Genomic DNA, 20685 nt, shown 5'->3' with positions numbered 1-20685 from the left:
AGGAATCTACTTTTATTCTACTCTGTATTGTGGACTCCTGCTTTCGCAGGAATGACAAACTCATCTATCTAATTTTCAAGGTTACTATAGTAATTATCGCAAGTAAGATTCCTACAATCCAAAACCGCGTAACGATTTTACTCTCGTGATAACCTGATTTTTGATAATGATGATGTAAAGGCGACATTTTAAAAATGCGTCGTCCTTCTCCAAATTTCTTTCTTGTGTATTTAAAATAACTGACTTGCAAAATGACTGATAAATTCTCTGCTAAGAATATGCCACATAGAATAGGAATTAACCATTCCTTTCTAACCGCAATAGCAATAACCGCAATAATTCCTCCTATCGTTAAACTCCCAGTGTCTCCCATAAACACTTGTGCTGGATAGGTGTTATACCAAAGAAAACCAACCAATGCACCAACAAAGGCTGCAATGTAAATTGTGATTTCCTCAGCTCTTGGGATGTACATAATATCTAAGTAACCAGAAAAAACGATGTTACTAGAGACCCAAGCAAAAATCCCTAAAGTCAATACAATTATGGCCGAAGTTCCTGCTGCGAGTCCATCTATTCCATCTGTTAGATTTGCACCATTAGATACTGCTGTGATAATAATAATGCTAACCAAAATAAATACTAGCCACGTATATTTTTCTAAACTTGGACTTATCCATGTGATTAAATCTGAATAATCAAACTCATTGTCTTTTAAAAAAGGAATCGTTGTTTTTGTTGATTTCTCTTCTGCCTTAAACAACTTAGTTGCTTGCACGTTTGGGTTCTCAGCCCTAATTTCATTTTGTTGCGCAATTGGCAACTTCTCCTTTAAGGTCACATCTTGATGAAAGAATAAGGTGGCTCCAACTATGATTCCTAATCCAACCTGACCCAAAACTTTAAATTTCCCTTTTAAGCCATCTTTATCATTTTTGAATTTCTTGATATAATCATCAATAAACCCAATGGTTCCCATCCATAGCGTAGTAACGATTAAAAGGATGATATAAATATTTTCAAGCTTCGCTAACAACAATACAGGAATCAAAGTCGCTAGAATAATGATGATTCCACCCATGGTTGGTGTACCAGCTTTCTCAACTTGCCCTTCTAGACCTAAATCTCTAATAGTTTCGCCTACTTGCTGTCTTTGTAAAAAACGAATAATACGCTTACCAAAAATTGTAGAAATCAACAACGACAATATAATTGCCACAGCCGCTCTAAAGGTTATGAACCCAAAAAGTGACGCTCCTGGTAATTGGAACTGTTGTTCTAAATATTCGAATAAGTAATACAGCATTATTGGTTGTTGTTTATTGTAATTGTTTCAAATAGTCTTGAACGATTTTATAATCATCAAAATCAAAGCGTTCGCCTTTAATTTCTTGGTAATTCTCATGGCCTTTTCCAGCGATGAGAATAATATCTTTTGGTCCTGCCAATTGGCAAGCTGTTTTAATGGCTTGTTTTCTATTGGTTATAGACAATGTCTTCTTAAAATTTTGAGGCTCTACGCCTTTTTCCATATCTTCTATAATCGTTTCTGGCACTTCGCTACGTGGATTATCACTTGTAAAGATGGCTTTTGTACTTAAAGCCGAAGCGATATGCGCCATTTTTGGTCGCTTGGTTTTATCTCTATCGCCTCCACAACCTATAACCGTAATTAATTCTTCGTTTTTAGTTCTGATATCGTTTATGGTCTGCAATACGTTTTTTAAAGCATCTGGTGTGTGTGCATAATCTACAATCGCTGTAATTTTTTCATCTGAAATAAAATATTGAAAGCGTCCTGCTACGTTTTCAAGCTCACTAATCAATCTTAAAATTTCATCTTTTTCTAAGCCTAATAATTCGGCGGTTCCGTAAATAGCCAGAATATTGTAGGCGTTAAAACTTCCTATTAAACGTGTCCATAATTCGCTATCATTCAACTTTAATAACAAACCACTGAATTCATTTTCTAAAATCTGAGCTCTATAATCCGCATAGTTTTTTAAAGCGTAAGTATATTTTTTGGCTTGGGTATTTTGAAACATTACCAGACCATTCTTATCATCGATATTAGATAATGCAAAGGCTTCCTTTGGCAATTGGTCAAAGAATTTTTTCTTTACATCTCTGTACTCAGCAAACGTTTCGTGATAATCTAAATGGTCGTGAGAGAGGTTTGTAAAAATGCCACCTTCAAACTTTAAGCCTTCAGTTCTACTTTGATGAATACCATGTGAACTCACTTCCATGAAGCAAAATTCTACACCTTCATCATTCATTAGCTGTAAATATTTATTGATAGTTAAAGAATCTGGCGTGGTATGCGTCGCTTTATACATGGTATTATCCACCATAATTTTCACTGTAGACAATAAGCCAACTTTATATCCTGCTTTTTTAAATAGCTGATACAGTAAACTTGATACCGTTGTCTTACCATTTGTCCCTGTAACACCAACTAGTTTTAAATTCTCAGACGGTTGACCATAAAAATTATTAGCCATAAAAGCCATTGCCTGATTAGAGTTTGCTACCTCTACATATGTGATGTCATCTTGAAGGTTTTCAGGCAATGTTTCACAAATAATAGCTGTTGCTCCATCTTTAATCGCTTTTTCTATATAGTTATGACCATCTGTAATCGTCCCAGAAATAGCCACAAAAACATCATTAGTTTTTATTTGACGCGAATCGAATTCAATTTTGCTAACCGTAATGCTTGTGCTACCAACCACTGCGTTTATTGTAACCTTGTATAATATGTCTTTTAATACCATCATGATGCTTCTAAAATGATAGTTTGGTTAGACTCTAATTTATGATGTTTCTCAACAGACTGTTTCTTTACAATACCACTACCTGTTAATTTTACGCGTACATCTACTTGTAAGTTTTCTAACAACGCAATCGCATCCATTGCTGGCATACCCACTACGCTTGGCATTAGTTCCTTATATTTTTGAGCGTTATCGTAATAACTTTCAAAATCTTTATTAACTATATTATTTTTGAAATCGAGGGTCTCAATTTCATCTATAATTGGCGTATCTGTATAAATTTTTTGAGCAATCCTCTTAAAAACAGGCCCAGAAACATCTGCTCCATAATACCCTACTTTAGTACTTGGTTTATGAATCACTACAATACAAGAATATTTAGGGTTATCTGCCGGAAAATATCCAGCAAAAGACGACACATATTTTTTGTCTTTATACCATTTTTCTAAATCGGAATAATCCGTTCTCGCTGTTCCGGTTTTGCCTGCCATAGAAAATGTTTCAGAATACATACGCTGACCAGTACCACGAATGACCACGTTCTTCAAAATATCTTGAACCTCAAAAAGTGTTTTATCTGAGCATATTTTATCGATGATAACTTCTTTTTCAAACACTTCAATATCCTTATCAAATGACTTAACCGATTTAATAAAACGTGGCTTTATCATTTCGCCATCATTTGCAATCGCATTGTAAAACGTTAATGTTTGCAAAGGCGTAATCGTTAAATTATAGCCATAAGCAATAGAAGGCAATGCGTTTCTACTCCAGTTTGAAGCTCCAGGTTCTGGAATATCTGGTATTCCCTCTCCCATTATTGAAATATTAAGAGAATCATTTAGCTTCCAATCTTTTAAATGGTCAATAAATTTTTGTGGTTGTTTAGCATAATTATCATCTATAATTGATGCCAAACCAATATTTGAAGACACCTCTAATGCACGTGCTGCAGAAATTTCGCCATAACCAGCACCAGAATCCGTAATAACACGACCGTAAAATTTCTTTCTTCCTTTCTTTGTATCTACAACTGTTGATGTGTCGATTACTTTATCTTCTAAAGCTGCCATCATCGCCATAACTTTAAATGTAGAACCTGGTTCATGAGCTTCATAAACCGCGTAGTTTCTTTTTTCGTAATAGGTGCCTTTTGATGTTTTAGCCAAGTTAGCAATGGCTTTAACTTCGCCAGTTTTAACATCCATAACAACAACACAACCGTGTTCAGCTTCGTATAATTCTAATTGCTTTAACAACGAATGATGTGCAATATCTTGAATATTAACGTCTATAGTTGTGTACACATCATAGCCATCTTTTGGCTCCACTTGGTCGTAATCTGCAATAGGTTTCCATTGTCCATTTCCTATCTTTTGTTTACGACGCTTACCGTTAGTTCCTCTTAAATATTTTACACCAAAAGCGCCATCTATGCCTGCTCTAGTTACATTTCCATCTTCGTCAAATCGCTCGTAACCAATAGAACGCGACGCAACGCCTCCCATTGGATGCTCTCGTCTTGTGGTTTGTTCTACAATTAAACCACCTTTAATCGCTCCGAGATTTAAGAGAGGAAAATTTCGCATTCTTATATAATCTGAATAGCTAATGTTTCGAGCTAAAAGGAAATATCTGTTTTTGTTTTTTCGTGCTTTACGAATGATGGTTTTATAATACGAAGCAGGTTTTCCTTTATAAACATGAAGTGAATCTGCCAAAGCACCAATATACTTTTCGAAAGTAGCTGGCTTCGCCTGAATGGCATCAATTCTAATATCATATTTGGGAATGGAGGTTGCCAACAAACTGCCATCCGCAGAATATACATTGCCACGATTTGCAGGAATATCGAAATCCTCAAGTGTTCTTTTCTCAGCAAGCGCTCTGTATTCGTCTCCTTGAACAAATTGAATATTCACAAGTTTAAACACCACAGCAATCGCGAACACAAGCAAGCAGCCTGCCACGAAATATAATCTGTGTAATATGTTTTTCTCTGTTATTGCCAAAGTTTGTTTATTATTGCTCTTGTTGCGACTTTACTATTATTTTTGTTGGTGGGTTTAAGGAAATCCCAATTCCTTTTGCTTTCATTTCTACCTCTACAAAAGATTCTTTTTTAAGCTGCATTAGCTTCCCTCTTTTATCCACAAATGCAGAACGTAATTCTTTTACCTCATTGGTTAATTTTGCAATTTCATAAACCTTCTGGTCCGCCTTATGAGAACTAGCAATCATTATTATAGCTAAGACAGAAATTAAAATGATGATACGCCAATTTTTAAACGAATCATCACTGATTAGAAATTTCCCTCTTAGTATGTGATAAATATTTTTTCTCATTTTTACTTCCTACAAAGGCAGGAAACTTTTATAATTTTTTCGCAATTCGAAGCTTAGCACTTCTTGCTCTATTATTTGTTTTTATTTCTTCTTTTGAAGGAATTATTAATCCGCCAACCTTTTTTAGAGGCACTTCAAAATTCCCAAACACATCACGCTCTGGCTCGCCTTCAAAAAGTCCGTTTCTAATAAATCGTTTTACTAACCTATCTTCTAAAGAATGGTATGATATAAAACTTAAGCGACCATCTGGTTTTAAAATTTCTGGTGTTTGAAGCAGTAATTCTTTTAAGACTTCAATTTCTTGATTTACTTCAATTCTTATCGCCTGATAAATCTGAGCCAAGACTTTATTCTCTTTTTGATGGTTTAGAAATTTCTTTAAAACCGTTTTTAACTGTTCACTGGTTTTAATAGCTCCTTCTTTTCTAGCTTCGACAATTACTCTCGCCATAGCAGGCGCTTGCCTTAATTCACCATATTGCAAAAGCACAGTTTTAATTTGCTCTTCTTCGTAATCATTAATGACTTCAAAAGCCGAAAGCTGATTATCTTGATTCATTCGCATATCTAAATCTGCCTCGAACCTTGTAGAAAAACCACGTTCCGCAACATCAAATTGATGAGATGACACACCGAAATCAGCTAAAACACCATCAACTTCTTTTACACCATAAAACCTTAAAAATCGTTTGATGTATCTAAAATTCTCATTGATGAGCACAAAACGGTCGTCATCAATAGTATTTTCTAGTGCATCTTTATCTTGGTCAAAAGCGTATAATTTTCCGTTAGGCCCTAAACGTGATAAGATTTCACGGCTATGGCCTCCTCCACCAAACGTAACATCTACATAAACGCCATCTGGTTTAATATCTAAACCATCAACGGTCTCCTTAAGTAAAACTGCATTATGATAATCCATTTTCTTCATCGTCTTGTCCCATTACCTCTTCGGCCAAATCAGCAAAATCTGAAGCCGCATCATCAATAGCTTGTTCGTATTTATCTTTATCCCAAATTTCAAGAATATTCACTGCAGATGCCAAAACTACTTGCTTACTTATCCCTGAAAAACTGATTAAATCTTTCGGAATCAATAATCGCCCTGTACTATCTACCTCAACAATTTTAACACCAGCTGTAAAGCGTCTGATAAAATCATTGTTCTTTTTTTTAAAGCGGTTTAGCTTGTTAATCTTCTCCATCATTTTGTTCCACTCAGACATTGGATACAATTCTAAACATGGCTGAAAAACAGCACGCTTCAAAACAAAACCATCTTGCAAAGCTGACGACAACTGCTTTTTAAGCACAGCAGGTATCATTAGCCTTCCTTTGGCATCAGCTTTACATTCGTATGTTCCTATAAATGAATTCAAAAGGTTTCGTTTACCACTTTAACGATTAAGAATCAAAGATATTGAAAATTTCACCACATTTTACCACAATCTACCACATTTGTTGATAAGTTTTTGATTAATAAATATTTCATTTATAACAACCGTAATGAATTCGACTTTTGACAAAGCATTAGCAAGTGGGAATTATTAACAATTCTCATTCTTGAAGTATTTGAATAAAAAATCGATATTTTTTGCATATTATTTTTATTCTAAAGGATTTGGTTATATTTGTTTTTAACACATAACCACTAACTTGTACATGGCACACCTTTTAAAAAAAGAAAAGGATTATAGATATATCGAAGTAGGAGAAGGCACACCAATTATTGTGTTACACGGATTAATGGGTGGACTTAGTAATTTTGATGCTGTTACAGAACACTTTAGCAAAAAGGGTTATAAAGTTATTATTCCTGAATTGCCTATTTACACCATGTCGTTAATTAAAACTAACGTCAAAAGTTTCGCTAATTACCTTAAATCATTTATTGAGTTTAAAGGATTGGACGAGGTTATTTTACTCGGAAATTCACTAGGTGGACACATTGGACTATACTATACAAAACTGAACCCTAACAAGGTTAAAGCACTTATCATAACCGGAAGTTCTGGATTATATGAGAGCGCAATGGGTGGAGGCTACACAAAAAGAAGCGATTACGAAGTTATAAAAAAGAAAGCGCAAGACGTATTTTACGATCCTGCTGTTGCCACAAAGGAAATTGTTGATGAAGTTTACGAAACTGTAAATGACCGAAACAAATTGATTAAAACTTTAGCTATTGCTAAGAGTGCAATTAGACATAACATGGCAAAAGATTTACCTAAAATGAATACACCTGTTTGTATTATTTGGGGAAAGAATGATAATGTTACACCTCCTGAAGTTGCAGTTGAATTTGATGAATTATTACCAGATTCTGAATTATTCTGGATTGACAAATGTGGCCATGCAGCTATGATGGAACATCCTGAAGAATTTAATACAATTTTGAATGGATGGTTAGAAAAACGTGGATTTTAAAGCCCATGCTTAATTCATGCTAACAAGTAGAGTAACACACTTGTCTAAGAAGCATCTTCAATGAAAATAAAGTATAACCTAAAAAGATTCCTGCTTTCGCAGGAAGTTCTATGAAAATAAAATCAGCCGAATTTGTAGTTAGTAATTCTGAAGTAGAAAAGTGTCCTAAAAACCAACTACCAGAATATGCCTTTATTGGTCGAAGTAATGTTGGAAAATCCTCATTGATTAACATGCTTACTGACCGTAAGAGTTTAGCTAAAACATCTGGACGACCAGGAAAAACACAACTGATTAACCATTTTTTAATCAATAAAAACTGGTACTTAGTAGATTTACCAGGTTATGGTTATGCACGTGTTTCTAAATCTTCTAAGAAGAAATTTCAAAAATTTATCACTAATTATTTTGAGCAAAGACAGCAACTCGTTTCTGCTTTTGTTTTGGTTGATATTAGACATAAACCTCAGCCAATAGATTTAGAGTTTATGCAATATTTAGGAGAAAGTGGTATTCCTTTTGGTATCATTTTCACTAAAGCAGATAAGTTAAAACCATTAGCGATTGAACGCCATGTAAACGACTATTGTGAAGAACTACTTAAAACATGGGAAGAATTACCACCATATTTTGTCACTTCTTCTTCAAAAAATATCGGACAAGAAGATGTTTTAGGATTTATAGGTGGCACTAACGACGAGATAGAACAACTTAAGTCTCATTAAGATTTTACATCTAAAGCATCTCTTAAAGCATTACCTACCAACATAAATGCCATTACCAATAACATAATACAAAGACCTGGAATTAAAGCTAGGTAAGGCTTACCTAAAATAATATAATTATAATGGTCTTTTATCATTGCTCCCCAACTTGCCATTGGTGGCTGTGCTCCAATTCCTAAAAAACTCAATCCACTTTCTATTAAAATAGCTGCTGCAAAATTAGCCGCAGAAATCACTATTAAAGGACCAAATATATTAGGTAAAATATGTTTAGTTATTATTCTGTAATCATTATAGCCTAACGCTTTTGCTGCCGTAACGTATTGCATTTCTTTAGCACTAATAATTTGTCCTCGCACTACTCTTGCTACTTCAACCCACATGGTTAAACCAACCGCAATAAAGACTTGCCAAAATCCTTTACCTAATGCTAATGTTATCGCAATAACTAATAATAGAGTAGGAATTGACCATGTAATGTTAATAACCCACATAATAAGCACATCTACTTTTCCTCCATAATAACCAGCTAAACTTCCAAATAGAAGCCCAACGATTAATGAAATAAAAACAGCAACAAAACCAATAAAAAATGAAATCCTAGAACCGATTAATACGCGACTTAAATAATCCCTTCCATATTTATCAGTACCAAAAACAAAGCTTCTGGTTTCTATATATTCATTATAATTAGACTTTGGAAATTTTGATACATCCATTTGCTTTTCTAGACCTTGCAATCCATCTGAAGCATATTCTACATAGATCAGTTTATTTCCATTGACACTATAAGACTGAATTGGAATTTCTGTATCTGTATTTGTTTTGCCAAAGAATAATTTTGAGAAGACATTTTGGTCTGATTCAATACCTGAAGGAATAGTTAACATCTGCACTTCAAATCCTGGCGATTTAGAATGAATAGACAAATGCATCTGGTTGGCATTCTTTGAAGCATCTGGCGCAAACAAATAGGCAAATATTGAAATGAATCCTATACAAGCAATAAGTCCTAAACTAAAAACGCCCCAAAAGTTCTTTTTGAACTTTTGAAGCGCTAACCTTGATAATGAATTATTTTTGTTTGCCATTTACATAACCTAATTTGTAATAACAATTACTACAATTGTTGCTTTACCTCAAAGGTATTATAAATTAATTCTTTACAGAATTTACAACTTCAGTTTTAATAGCGTATGCCATTTTTAAATCGTGAAGCACATTGATTGCTTCTTCCACATAAACATCTTTTGCTAAACTCTTATGCCAACGATCACGTTTTTCTTTTAATACAGAATCTTCATCCATTAATTTAATTTCGTAAGGCAACGAACTAAATGTTAAATTCGTTTGATACTCAGACAACTTAGAAAATCGTTTTGCCTCTTCTTCATTGACTTCCATTTCTTTTTTGTAATCTTCATAATTTAAAGAATACGTTTCACGGTCTCTAATTTTCTTTACCCATTGTGCATTAGCATCAATCAACTTTAACTGCTCATTATTAGCCATACGAGCCTTACTTTTATTGATGGTAGAATCATAATCAAAATAATTTTCCCAAACTTCATAATCTGCAGCATCTATTTTATCCCATGGTAATGGGTTTTCTTGATCCTTTTCTCCTATATCAATATATGAATAACGGTCCGGAACTACAACATCACTCTTGACGCCTTCTAACTGCGTAGAACCACCATTAATTCTATAAAATTTTTGAGTTGTAAATTTCAATGCTCCCATATCTCCATTGGTATTATTTCTTACCATACGGTTGAGATCAAACACTGTCTGTACAGTACCTTTTCCATAGGTTTGCTTACTTCCTATAACAATACCTCTTTTATAATCTTGCATTGCAGCAGCCAAAATTTCTGAAGCCGAAGCAGACAATTCATTTACAAGTATAACTAATGGACCATCCCATACAATCGATTTATCTTTATCTCTAAGTACTTCTTTTGCACTTCCTGTTTCTCTAACTTGTACAACAGGGCCTTCTTCAATAAATAAGCCGGCAATATCTACAACTGTTTGCAAAGAACCACCTCCATTATTTCTTAAATCCATTACAAGACCTTCAACACCTTCTTCTTTTAATCTTAAAATTTCTTGTTTAATATCTGAAGCTGCATTTCGTTTGTTATAGTCTTCAAAATTAATGTAAAACTTAGGTAAATTTATTATCCCAAATTTCTTTCCATCTTTATCTACAGTTGAAGATTTAGCGTAAGTTTCTTCTAATTCCACTATATCTCGTTTTATTGAAATATCTTGAATTGTTCCATCCACCTTTTTCAAAGTTAAGGTTACAATGGTTCCTTTTGGGCCTTTTATAAATTTAATAGCATCATCTAAACGCATACCTACAACGTTTAAAGCTTCCTCTTCATCTTCTTGTTTTACTTTTAAAATTTGGTCTCCTACTTCTAATTCATTAGCTCGCCATGCTGGTCCTCCACTAATAATTTCATTAACCATTATACCATCAACCTTCTTTTGTAATCTCGCACCAATTCCCTCAAACTTACCAGAAATATCTCTATCAAAACGCTCTTTATCTTCTGGTGCGAAGTAAAACGTATGCGGATCAAATCCTTCTACAATTGCATTTATGTAAACAGAAAACCAATCTTCTCGTCGTCTATCTTCAATATAATCGTAGAGTTCATCTAATGATTTTTTTGTCGCTATCCTGGCATCAGATTCTAATACTTTTTCCGATTTCTTTGATTTAGATACTGACTCATCACTTTCTAAATCTAAAACTTGTTGAGCAATTGCATCATCATAATTTGCAATGGTAGAGAACTTAAGCTGCTGTCTCCAACGCTCATTCATCTCTTTCTTATTATTCACAAATACGAGTTTCTCATAATCCGCTGAATAACTTTCATCAATTGAAAAATCGAATGGCTTATCTAAAATATTTCCATAAATCTTTTTTGATTCCTCAATTCGCTGCAACAACCTGTTGTGCGTAAGGTTGAAAAATGTTAAATCGTAAGCTTTAATTTCATCATCAATTTTATCTCTATAAGCTTCAAATTCTTTGATGTCTGAAGCATAAAAATAACGTTTGAATGGATCTATATTATCTATATAGGCATCAAACACGTGTGAAGAAAAATCATCATTTATATCTTTAGGATCAAAATGTCCTTGATCTAACAAATAGGTTATCAATTGTATTAGTAATTTATCCTTATCTGGATCATCAAATTTTTTACTTGTAAAACTACATGAGGCAAATGCGATTAACAATGCAAGTAGTAAAAATTTATAATTCCCTCTCATTTTCTTTTTGTTTTAATTAATTCTTAATTAAGTAGGTGCTCAATTTTTCACTAAAATAGAAGAAAAAATCGTGCCATAAAAAATAGACGCACTAATTTTTTGTTAAACCTAATAATAACCGATTAACGGTAGCTTTTTATTATTTTTACAATTCATTAAAACTTTATGCCAAATGTCTAAACGCCCTTTAATATTAGTTACCAATGACGATGGTATAACTGCCCCTGGAATTAGAACCTTAATTTCAGTTATGAATACCATTGGTTACGTCGTTGTTGTGGCTCCTGATAGTCCTCAGAGCGCAATGGGACACGCCATTACAATTAATTCTACACTTCATATTGAAAAAGTGGTTATCGATGGTAAACAAACAGAATATAGTTGTTCTGGCACTCCTGCAGATTGTGTAAAAATCGCAGTTAATGAGATTTTAGACCGACGACCAGATATTTGTGTGTCTGGTATTAATCATGGTTCAAACTCATCTATAAACGTTATTTATTCTGGTACAATGAGTGCTGCTTTAGAAGCCGGAATTGAAGGTATACCAGCGATTGGTTTTTCGTTATTAGATTTTAATTGGAATGCCAATTTTGAACACACAAAATCCTTTATTAAAACAATCACTAATGAAGTATTAGAAAATGGTCTACCTGATGGCGTAGTTTTAAATGTAAATTTACCTAACCTTGAAAAAAAGGCTATTAAAGGCATTAAAATTTGCAGACAAGCTAAAGCAAATTGGAAAGAAGAATTTGACAAACGCACCAACCCAATGGGACGCGATTATTATTGGTTAACGGGAAAATTTGTAAATATGGATCAAGGCGAAGACACTGATGAATGGGCATTAGAGAACGGTTATGTTTCTGTAGTACCTGTTCATTTTGATTTAACTGCGCATCACACAATACAGAAATTAAATACCTGGAAACTCAATGGGTAAAAGAACAAAAATACTTAATGTAAACATAGCTCTGAACTAATGAAGTATTATATCATTTCTGGGGAAGCTTCTGGTGATTTACATGGATCAAATCTCATGAAAGCATTAATTGAACGCGACGAGCAAGCTGAAATTAGATTTTGGGGAGGCGACCTTATGCAACAGGTTGGTGGAGAAATGGTAATGCATTATAAAGAGCGCCAATTTATGGGCTTTGCTGAAGTGATTTTGAACCTCAGAAAAGTCTTAGGCCATATTAAATTTTGTAAATCTGATATTGAAAAATTTCAACCAGATGTTATTATTTTTATTGATAATTCTGGGTTTAACCTTAGAATTGCGAAATGGGCAAAAGCACTTAATTACAAAACGCATTATTATATTTCGCCTCAGGTTTGGGCTTCTAGAGCAAGTAGAGTGGAAAAAATAAAGCAAGATGTTGATGCTATGTATTGCATTCTACCTTTTGAAAAAGCATTTTATAAAAAATACGATTACGACGTCAATTTTGTTGGTCATCCATTAATTGATGCTATTGCGGGTAGACCGCAAGTAAACGAGCAAAAATTTAGAGAAGAACATCAATTAAGCTCACAACCTATAATTGCATTATTACCTGGCAGTAGAAAGCAAGAAATCACAAAAATGCTAGGTGTAATGTTAAGTTTAGTAGATGACTTTAAAGGTTATCAATTCGTTATTGCAGGTGCACCAAGTCAAGATTATAATTTTTACAAAACTTTTATAAAGAAGAAAAACATTAAGTTTATTTCTAATAAAACATACGATTTATTGAGTCTCTCAACTGCTGCATTAGTAACTTCGGGCACTGCTACTTTAGAAACTGCATTATTTAAAGTACCGCAGGTCGTTTGCTATAAAGCAAGCTCCATTTCTTATCAAATTGCTAAACGAATAATTACGCTTAAATATATTTCACTAGTTAATTTAATTATGGATCGTGAAGTTGTAACTGAGTTAATACAAGGTGATTTAAATACTAAACGATTGAAGAATGAATTAACTACAATTCTAGATTCTAAAAAACGAGAGCAACTCTTTTTAGATTATTACGAATTAGAGCAAAAGCTTGGTGGTCGTGGTGCTAGTGAGAACACTGCTAAATTAATATATAACGCTATTAAAAACGATTGATACCGAAACTACTATAGATGAAAAAAATATTACCATTTATATTCTTGCTTTTTATAGTTTCTAGCTGTAAATCAAAAAAGGTTGCACCAAATAAAAAGAAACAAACACGCACTGTAAAGGTTAATACTACGAATAAACCAACAAAAGCTGCAGAATCTATTGTTAAATACGCACAAACTTTTAATGGCACACGCTACAAATATGGTGGTACTACAAAAAAAGGTATGGACTGTTCTGGTTTAATTTTTACAAGTTATAAAAAATACGATATTAATTTACCAAGAACTACATCTGGACTAAAAAGCACTGGTGATTGGGTAGACTTAAAAGAAGTTAATGTTGGTGATTTAGTCTTTTTTGCGACTAAAAAGAATAGTAGAAGTGTCAACCACGTAGGCATTGTAACACGAGTAAGAACTGGCAATGTGGAATTTATACATGCTTCTAGTAGTAAAGGTGTAATGACCTCTTCATTAGCAGAAAAGTATTGGTATTTCTCATTTGTACAAGCTAGGCGCGTTTTGTAAAAACATTTTACATATCTTAGTGACTCATTATCATGAAGTTACTAAATTTTACATTTATAAAGCTAACCTTTTGTTTAGTCTTAGGTATAATTTTAGCCCACTACCTGAAGCCAAGCTTCAACGCAACTTTATATATTACCATTAGCTTAATTATCCTTGTTGGATTTTATTGGTACAAATTAAAATCTAAAATAAATCGTTCTCCTCTATTTGGATGTCTCGCATTCCTTAGTATGATTGGTGTAGGAATGATATCGTATCAGCTGCAAGACGACACACTACGACCTCAGCATTACACACATTATAATTCTTCAGAAAACTATAATAATGTAACTTTTAAAATTGAAGAGCGATTAAAACCAGACACTTACAATTTTAAATATATTGTAGCTATAAGCTCATTTAATAAAAAAGAAACTACAGGGCGATTATTAATAAATATTAGGCGTGATAGTTTAGTGAAACAATACAATGTAGATGATGTTTTGTACGCATCTTTAAAACTTCAACCTATTCAAAAACCATTAAACCCATTTCAGTTTGATTATAGTAATTATTTAGAGTTAAAGCAGGTTTATCATCAAGCTTATCTTAATCATTCAAACATCCTTCCGCTCTCTAGCGATAACTCTACAATCTATGGATATGCAGACCAATTAAGAACTAAAATCAACAGAAAACTAATAACAGCAGGATTTAAAAGCGATGCACTCAGTATTATGAATGCATTATTACTTGGTCAGCGACAAACCATTGACAAAACTGTTTATAATAATTATGTTAACTCTGGAACTATTCATATTCTGGCTGTATCTGGATTGCATGTTGGAATCATTTTATGGATCTTGAATTTTATTTTTAGTCCACTACTTTACCTAAAACACGGCCACTTTTTAAGGCCATTTATTTTAGTCATTATATTGTGGTGTTTTGCCGTTATCGCAGGTTTATCGCCTTCGGTTACAAGAGCCGTTACAATGTTCAGTATCATTAGCATTGCTATGCATCTCAAACGACCAACCAACATCTACAACACCTTAGTTCTTTCAGCATTTGTAATTTTATTATTTAAGCCTACTTTTTTGTTTTCAGTTGGTTTTCAAATGAGCTACTTAGCCGTATTAGGTATCGTTAGCATACAACCAATTATCTATAAAATTTGGCAACCAAAATATATAATAACAGATAAATTGTGGCAAATTTTCACAGTTACGCTAGCTGCACAAATTGGTGTAGTCCCTATTAGTTTATTTTATTTTCATCAATTTCCTGGTCTATTTTTCATCTCTAATATGGTTATTATTCCGTTTTTAGGGTTAATCCTTGGGTTTGGTCTGCTAATTATTTTACTCGCATTAATTGATTTATTACCTCAGCCCATTGTTACGACTTACAGTTATATTATTGATAGTTTAAATAGTTTTATAGCTTGGGTTGCTCAATTCGAATACTTCTTGCTTAGAGATATTCCCTTTATTTTAATTCAAGTTAGCACAACCTATCTTATAATTATAGCATTAATTCAAGTTTACAAAACAAGAAAGTATAAATGGGTTGTGTTAAGTTTAATAGGCATAATGGGGTTCCAATTTTTGAATTTTTATAATAAACATGAAACTCAAACTAATGAATTTGTAGTTTTTAATAAAAGCAGACATACCATTATAGGAGAAAAATTTAATGACAAATTGAGATTATTTCATAATTTAGATTCTACTAAACTAAAATCTGATTATGTGATAAAGAATTATAAAGTAGGCCGATCCATCACCAAAATTGAAACTAATAATCTTAGGCCAGTGTATCAGTTTAAAAATAAAACCATCTTAATTATAGATAGCTTAGCCGTATATAAACGCCTAACGTTTAAACCAAACTATATTATACTAAGAAATTCTCCTAAACTAAACTTAAATAGACTCATAGACAGTTTACAACCTCAAAAAATAATTGCAGATGCTAGTAATTATAAATCTTATCTTAAACGTTGGAAAGAAACTTGCGTGCATAAAAAAATCCCTTTTCATCAAACCAATGAAAAGGGAGCTTTTATAATTAAGTAAGTCTGTACTTTAATTACTCTTCAAATTCAGCCTCAAAAGTCTTTACATACTCACTAAACTCTTCTTGAGTAGTCATATCCTTATATTTATCAGTTTTAAAGATTTTTAAATATAACTCCAATTGTTGCGGCTTAAGATAACCTTGAATAGGTGCAATTACATTTCCTTCTTCATCAAAAAACACCATTGTAGGATATGCCCTTATTTGCAATAAACGAGAAAACTCGTGTGCGCTATTTCTTCTATTTGCTTTAGATTCGTCATAGTTAGGATTAGTATATGTCTTTTCCTTATACGTTATTTCCTCATTACCTTCAGCATTAAACTTAACGGCATAATAATGCTCATTAATGTAAGCAGCCACATCTTTTGTTTGAAATGTATTCTTATCTAACATTTTACATGGACCACACCAATTGGTATATACATCCATAAAAATTTTTTTAGGTTCCTTTTTCTGAAGTTCTAAGGCTTCTTCCATAGTTAACCAATTAATATCTTGTGCAATTGCTGATATTGAAAAAGCAAAAATTGCAATGAGTCCTAAACTTATTTTTTTCATCATAGTTGATTTGTTGCAAATACTGATCCGAACTTACAAAAAATGCTCCTAAATAGGAGCATTTTATAAATTTTTAACGATTTGTCTTAACGTACACCGTGCATTAATTTCTTTAATACTGGGTTTAAAACAAATATTAATAGACCCGCTGCCACAGGCACAATAGTAAAAATTAAGAAGAATGTAGATAAACTATACTCTTTTGTAATATTTTCAATTTGTCCACCAACAACTGCAGCCAATTTGTTTCCAATTGCAATTGCTAAATACCACATACCAAACATTAACGCAATCATTCGGCCAGGCACTAGTTTACTCACATAAGACAAACCAACAGGAGATAAACAAAGTTCGCCAAGTGTATGGAATAGATATGCTAATATCAACCAGACCATACTCACTTTAACACCATCTACAAGACCAAAAGCACCAAAAGCCAATAATCCAAACCCAAGTCCCATTGTAGATAAACCAAGCGCATATTTAGTTGCTGCACTTGGGTTGTATTTACTTTCCCACCATTTAGAAAAGAATGATGCAAATACAATGATGAAGAATGAATTAAGAATACTAAACCATGAAACTGTGATTTCTACTTCGTTGTCTCTTACTTTTGTAATAGTAGCATCAACAAAACCATTATCTCTACCAATGCTTGAGGCATGAGCTTTAAGTTCTTCTAATTTTTCATTTGAAGAAACAAAAGAAAACTCGGTTAATTCCTTGTTTTTATTAATGATAATTTTTCTATCTCCTACTTTATAATCAGCATATGGCTCACCTACAGTAATTACTTTGGTCACAATTTTCTGGGACGGCTCAGTAACTGTATTTTGAGTCACAGGTATATATTTAAACTGTAATACGCCCTTATCATTTTTAACATGAACACCTTTTTCATCTAATTCTGGTTGCTCAATTGCACTGTAACTTGCATCATAAGCTGTAGTGTTAAAATCTCTATTTAACATCCATCCTACAATTCCCCACATTAACACAAAACAGACTACTAATACAATATTTGAACCAGGTATTTTCTTGAACGTTTTCTTCCATAAAATATAAAGAACGTATGAAATGATAATCAATGGTACAACTGTAAGTAATGTATTCACTATATTAAATATCGTTGCTGAACTTCCGCTTAATAATCGATCTACATTATCTCTAGCAAAAATTACTAATGATGATGCTCCTTGCTCAAAAGACATCCAAAAGAATACCGTGAAAAATGCAAAAATGATAAATGCAATCATTCTATCTCTTACTACAGCTGTATATCTTAATATACGACTAATTACTAATATTAAGAATAATCCCAATGCAAATAATACTGCTGTATATTGACCTTCAAATTCACCTATTTGTAAAAATGAGAACATATCGATACCTGCTATCTTAGACATTGGATCGTTAATAGCATAACCAAGTCCAATGATTGAAGAAATAGCAATTAAAATTTTATCTAAGGTCGTAAACGGATTAGGGCGTTCCTCTTTTTCTTCAGTTGTAATTTCAACACTTTCCTCGTTAATGTTTTGAGGTAACTCTACCTCATGTACTTTAGAAGGCTTCGCTCCTATTTTACCGAATAAAGGACCTGCTAACCAAAATTGGATGGTTCCTAAAAGCATAAAGATTCCTGCTAATCCAAATCCATAAGCCCAACCTACTTTTTCTGCCAAATAACCACAAAGCATCATACCAAAAAACGCACCTGCATTTACTCCCATATAATAAATGGTATAAGCGCCATCTTTTTTCTCTGGATGCGTTTTGTACATATCAGAAATAATAGACGTCATAGTAGGCTTAAAGAATCCTGTTCCAATAACTAATAAGGCCAAACCAAAATACAAAGAAAATTCTGTTTCTAGTGCCATTGAGGCATGGCCAGCTGTCATAATTAGCGAGCCAATAATAACTGCTGCTCTATAACCTGTGTACTTATCTGCAAGCCATCCTCCAATAATTGGAGTAATGTAAAGTAGCATTGCGTATGTACCAAAAAGCGCACCTGCATTTTCTACTGTCCATTCCCAACCTGGATTATAGCCAATAGCTGCCATGGTAAGAAAATTAACTAGTAAAACACGCATTCCGTAGAAGGAGAAACGTTCCCACATTTCAGTAAAGAATAGCACAAAAAGTCCAGCAGGATGCCCTAAAACTTTGTCTTTAAATAGATTTTCAATATCTGTATTCATATAAATACTAATTAGTTAGGAGTAATTATTTAAGCGTTAGTTATTTTAATTATCAGCTAATTCGAAACCTTCGGCTTCATCATCATGCATTTCTACTTCGTTGTCCTCTGCACCATGCGTTAAACGTTTTAAAGGTTTAAGTAATAAGATTACCAATATTCCAAAGATAACAGTGAATATCGTTATTCCAGAAAATATAGCATATTCCCCAAATTCTGAAGCAGATTCTCCAATAACACCAGCGACTTTGTTACCAAGTCCTGTTGCCGCAAAATAAACACCCATCATCAATGAAGCATATTTTACAGGAGCTAATTTTGTTATAAACGATAATGCCACAGGAGATGAACATAACTCTCCAATTGTATGGAATAAATAAGCCAACACCAACCAATACATTGCAGAGCTGCCTTTTGAGTTAAACTCAGCAGCTGCAAATATCATAAACACGAAACCAAGACCCATTATCATCGTACCAATTGCCATCTTAAATAATGAAGATGCCTCTTTACCTTTCAATTTTCGTTTGGCCCAATAACCCGCAACTAACGTAGCGAAAATAATAATGAAACCAGCGTTTAAACCTTGAAACCAAGTCGCAGGTATTTCCCAACCAAATAATACGCGGTCTGTATTTGTTTTCGTGTAAATACTCATTAAACCACCTGCTTGTTCAAATGCTCCCCAAAAAACTATAACTATCAAAAATGAGAGTAATAATACAAGATATCGATCTTTAGATATTTGAGTTTCTAAATTTTTATAAATCATCATCATGATTCCAGCTACAACAGCAATAAATATATATAATGCCGTGTAACCCCAACTATCAACACCATTATAAGTAAATCCTGCATATACAGCATATGCCATAATCAACGCAACAATTCCAAGGTTAATTGGAGACTTTAATAAATCACTTAAAAGCTTACCAATAGAAACATCAGAGTTTTTGTCTTCGGCTGTAGGCTTATTTCCAACAGAAACTAAATATTTTTGTCCATATAAATAAACAACTAATCCTAACAGCATGGCAATACCTGCTAATCCAAAGCCATAATGCCAACCAATTTGTTCACCAACATATCCGACAATAAAAGTTGCTAGTAACGACCCCAAATTAATTCCTATATAGAAAATACTAAATCCTTTGTCTCTTCTAATATCTCCAGGTTTATATAAACCACCAACCATAGTTGAAATATTTGGCTTTAGTAAACCAACACCTAAAATAATAAGAGCTAAACCTGTGTAAAAAGCCCACATTTCATCAAAAGCTAAAATACCATGACCTGCAACTAATATTAATGCGCCATAAAGTACCGCTTTCTTTTGCCCTAACACTTTATCCGCAATCATTCCGCCAGGAATAGACATTACATATACTAACATGGTATACCATCCATAAAGCATTATTGACTCCGAATCTAACCATCCTAAACCAGGATTATCTGCAGTAGTCTTCTCAACTAAATAGAGTGTTAATAAGGCTCGCATCCCATAATAGGAGAAACGTTCCCACATTTCTGTAAAAAATAATACGTATAAACCTACTGGATGTCCAAATAGCTCCTTTTGATGCGCTTGTTTAATTGCAGTTGACATAATTTGTTAGTTAGTGTTAATTAGTTTTATTTTAACTCGCAAAGA

At 33.2% G+C, this 20685-nt stretch carries 17 protein-coding genes; 6 read left to right on the top strand and 11 right to left on the bottom strand.

Going from position 1 to position 20685, the window contains the following annotated elements; genetic code table 11:
* Window positions 1-64 precede the first annotated feature (64 nt).
* Genes mraY through mraZ form a run of 6 tightly spaced genes read right to left on the bottom strand, consistent with a single transcriptional unit; the run spans window position 65 to window position 6505 of the window.
* Complete coding sequence (mraY, locus tag ACJBCC_RS12535) at window positions 65-1306, bottom strand: phospho-N-acetylmuramoyl-pentapeptide-transferase (RefSeq protein ID WP_299101891.1); 1242 nt, start codon at window positions 1304-1306, stop codon at window positions 65-67.
* Between the two features lie 13 nt (window positions 1307-1319).
* The gene (locus ACJBCC_RS12530) at window positions 1320-2780 is read right to left on the bottom strand and encodes a UDP-N-acetylmuramoyl-L-alanyl-D-glutamate--2,6-diaminopimelate ligase (protein ID WP_407557354.1); all 1461 of its coding nucleotides are present in this window, start codon (window positions 2778-2780) and stop codon (window positions 1320-1322) included.
* A complete protein-coding gene (locus tag ACJBCC_RS12525; RefSeq protein WP_407557353.1) occupies window positions 2777-4789 on the bottom strand; it encodes a penicillin-binding protein in 2013 nt (670 codons plus the stop codon). The genes ACJBCC_RS12530 and ACJBCC_RS12525 overlap by 4 nt, the downstream gene beginning before the upstream one ends.
* A 10-nt stretch (window positions 4790-4799) precedes the next feature.
* A complete protein-coding gene (locus ACJBCC_RS12520) occupies window positions 4800-5123 on the bottom strand; it encodes an FtsL-like putative cell division protein (RefSeq protein ID WP_173299361.1) in 324 nt (107 codons plus the stop codon).
* A 28-nt stretch (window positions 5124-5151) separates the two neighbouring features.
* Window positions 5152-6048, bottom strand: a complete 897-nt coding sequence (rsmH, locus tag ACJBCC_RS12515; RefSeq protein WP_407557400.1) for a 16S rRNA (cytosine(1402)-N(4))-methyltransferase RsmH — start codon at window positions 6046-6048, stop codon at window positions 5152-5154.
* The gene (mraZ, locus tag ACJBCC_RS12510; RefSeq protein ID WP_299101899.1) at window positions 6035-6505 is read right to left on the bottom strand and encodes a division/cell wall cluster transcriptional repressor MraZ; all 471 of its coding nucleotides are present in this window, start codon (window positions 6503-6505) and stop codon (window positions 6035-6037) included. Before mraZ ends, rsmH begins: the two co-directional genes overlap by 14 nt.
* Window positions 6506-6788: 283 nt before the next feature.
* On the opposite strand from mraZ, the gene ACJBCC_RS12505 reads away from it, so the two are divergent.
* Window positions 6789-7553 (top strand): alpha/beta fold hydrolase, encoded by a 765-nt coding sequence (locus tag ACJBCC_RS12505; RefSeq protein WP_407557352.1) that lies wholly within the window; start codon window positions 6789-6791, stop codon window positions 7551-7553.
* A 110-nt stretch (window positions 7554-7663) separates the two neighbouring features.
* Entirely contained in the window at window positions 7664-8278 is a 615-nt protein-coding gene (gene yihA / locus ACJBCC_RS12500) for a ribosome biogenesis GTP-binding protein YihA/YsxC (RefSeq protein ID WP_299101903.1), read from the top strand.
* On the opposite strand, the gene ACJBCC_RS12495 is transcribed toward yihA, so the two are convergent.
* Both ACJBCC_RS12495 and ACJBCC_RS12490 read right to left on the bottom strand, forming a co-directional pair.
* On the bottom strand, window positions 8275-9369 hold the full coding sequence (locus ACJBCC_RS12495; RefSeq protein ID WP_407557351.1) for an ABC transporter permease: 1095 nt from the start codon (window positions 9367-9369) through the stop codon (window positions 8275-8277). The two genes, yihA and ACJBCC_RS12495, sit on opposite strands and share 4 nt — an antisense overlap.
* 64 nt (window positions 9370-9433) lie before the next feature.
* Window positions 9434-11575, bottom strand: coding sequence for a carboxy terminal-processing peptidase (locus ACJBCC_RS12490; RefSeq protein WP_407557350.1), 2142 nt, complete (start codon window positions 11573-11575; stop codon window positions 9434-9436).
* A 172-nt stretch (window positions 11576-11747) separates the two neighbouring features.
* On the opposite strand from ACJBCC_RS12490, the gene surE reads away from it, so the two are divergent.
* From surE to ACJBCC_RS12470, 4 genes are read left to right on the top strand one after another with little or no spacing between them, the layout of a single operon-like run.
* Window positions 11748-12521, top strand: a complete 774-nt coding sequence (gene surE, locus ACJBCC_RS12485; RefSeq protein ID WP_407557349.1) for a 5'/3'-nucleotidase SurE — start codon at window positions 11748-11750, stop codon at window positions 12519-12521.
* Between the two features lie 39 nt (window positions 12522-12560).
* Entirely contained in the window at window positions 12561-13676 is a 1116-nt protein-coding gene (gene lpxB / locus ACJBCC_RS12480) for a lipid-A-disaccharide synthase (protein WP_407557348.1), read from the top strand.
* Between the two features lie 17 nt (window positions 13677-13693).
* A complete protein-coding gene (locus tag ACJBCC_RS12475) occupies window positions 13694-14203 on the top strand; it encodes a C40 family peptidase (RefSeq protein ID WP_299101914.1) in 510 nt (169 codons plus the stop codon).
* A 32-nt stretch (window positions 14204-14235) separates the two neighbouring features.
* Complete coding sequence (locus tag ACJBCC_RS12470) at window positions 14236-16266, top strand: ComEC/Rec2 family competence protein (RefSeq protein ID WP_407557347.1); 2031 nt, start codon at window positions 14236-14238, stop codon at window positions 16264-16266.
* A 13-nt stretch (window positions 16267-16279) separates the two neighbouring features.
* Here the strand turns inward: ACJBCC_RS12470 and ACJBCC_RS12465 are convergent, their stop codons facing one another.
* The 3 genes from ACJBCC_RS12465 to ACJBCC_RS12455 all read right to left on the bottom strand — a co-directional run bounded on the left by ACJBCC_RS12465 (window position 16280) and on the right by ACJBCC_RS12455 (window position 20640).
* Complete coding sequence (locus tag ACJBCC_RS12465) at window positions 16280-16828, bottom strand: thioredoxin family protein (RefSeq protein ID WP_407557346.1); 549 nt, start codon at window positions 16826-16828, stop codon at window positions 16280-16282.
* A gap of 86 nt (window positions 16829-16914) precedes the next feature.
* Window positions 16915-19035, bottom strand: coding sequence for a peptide MFS transporter (locus ACJBCC_RS12460; RefSeq protein WP_407557345.1), 2121 nt, complete (start codon window positions 19033-19035; stop codon window positions 16915-16917).
* 45 nt (window positions 19036-19080) lie between these two features.
* Window positions 19081-20640, bottom strand: coding sequence for a peptide MFS transporter (locus tag ACJBCC_RS12455; RefSeq protein ID WP_407557344.1), 1560 nt, complete (start codon window positions 20638-20640; stop codon window positions 19081-19083).
* Window positions 20641-20685 lie beyond the last annotated feature (45 nt).

Source organism: Winogradskyella sp. 4-2091, from assembly GCF_045765065.1.
GTDB lineage: Bacteria > Bacteroidota > Bacteroidia > Flavobacteriales > Flavobacteriaceae > Winogradskyella.
The sequence above is the reverse complement of the archived record's forward strand: the minus strand, read 5'-3'. Positions and strand labels throughout refer to the sequence as shown.

Excerpts from the sequence above, each read along its gene's own strand:
- mraY (WP_299101891.1), bottom strand. The coding sequence starts at position 1,306 with ATGCTGTATTACTTATTCGAATATTTAGAACAACAGTTCCAATTACCA.
- ACJBCC_RS12530 (WP_407557354.1), bottom strand. The coding sequence starts at position 2,780 with ATGATGGTATTAAAAGACATATTATACAAGGTTACAATAAACGCAGTG.
- ACJBCC_RS12520 (WP_173299361.1), bottom strand. The coding sequence starts at position 5,123 with ATGAGAAAAAATATTTATCACATACTAAGAGGGAAATTTCTAATCAGT.
- rsmH (WP_407557400.1), bottom strand. The coding sequence starts at position 6,048 with ATGGATTATCATAATGCAGTTTTACTTAAGGAGACCGTTGATGGTTTA.
- ACJBCC_RS12505 (WP_407557352.1), top strand. The coding sequence starts at position 6,789 with ATGGCACACCTTTTAAAAAAAGAAAAGGATTATAGATATATCGAAGTA.
- yihA (WP_299101903.1), top strand. The coding sequence starts at position 7,664 with ATGAAAATAAAATCAGCCGAATTTGTAGTTAGTAATTCTGAAGTAGAA.
- ACJBCC_RS12495 (WP_407557351.1), bottom strand. The coding sequence starts at position 9,369 with ATGGCAAACAAAAATAATTCATTATCAAGGTTAGCGCTTCAAAAGTTC.
- ACJBCC_RS12490 (WP_407557350.1), bottom strand. The coding sequence starts at position 11,575 with ATGAGAGGGAATTATAAATTTTTACTACTTGCATTGTTAATCGCATTT.
- surE (WP_407557349.1), top strand. The coding sequence starts at position 11,748 with ATGTCTAAACGCCCTTTAATATTAGTTACCAATGACGATGGTATAACT.
- lpxB (WP_407557348.1), top strand. The coding sequence starts at position 12,561 with ATGAAGTATTATATCATTTCTGGGGAAGCTTCTGGTGATTTACATGGA.
- ACJBCC_RS12475 (WP_299101914.1), top strand. The coding sequence starts at position 13,694 with ATGAAAAAAATATTACCATTTATATTCTTGCTTTTTATAGTTTCTAGC.
- ACJBCC_RS12470 (WP_407557347.1), top strand. The coding sequence starts at position 14,236 with ATGAAGTTACTAAATTTTACATTTATAAAGCTAACCTTTTGTTTAGTC.
- ACJBCC_RS12465 (WP_407557346.1), bottom strand. The coding sequence starts at position 16,828 with ATGAAAAAAATAAGTTTAGGACTCATTGCAATTTTTGCTTTTTCAATA.
- ACJBCC_RS12460 (WP_407557345.1), bottom strand. The coding sequence starts at position 19,035 with ATGAATACAGATATTGAAAATCTATTTAAAGACAAAGTTTTAGGGCAT.
- ACJBCC_RS12455 (WP_407557344.1), bottom strand. The coding sequence starts at position 20,640 with ATGTCAACTGCAATTAAACAAGCGCATCAAAAGGAGCTATTTGGACAT.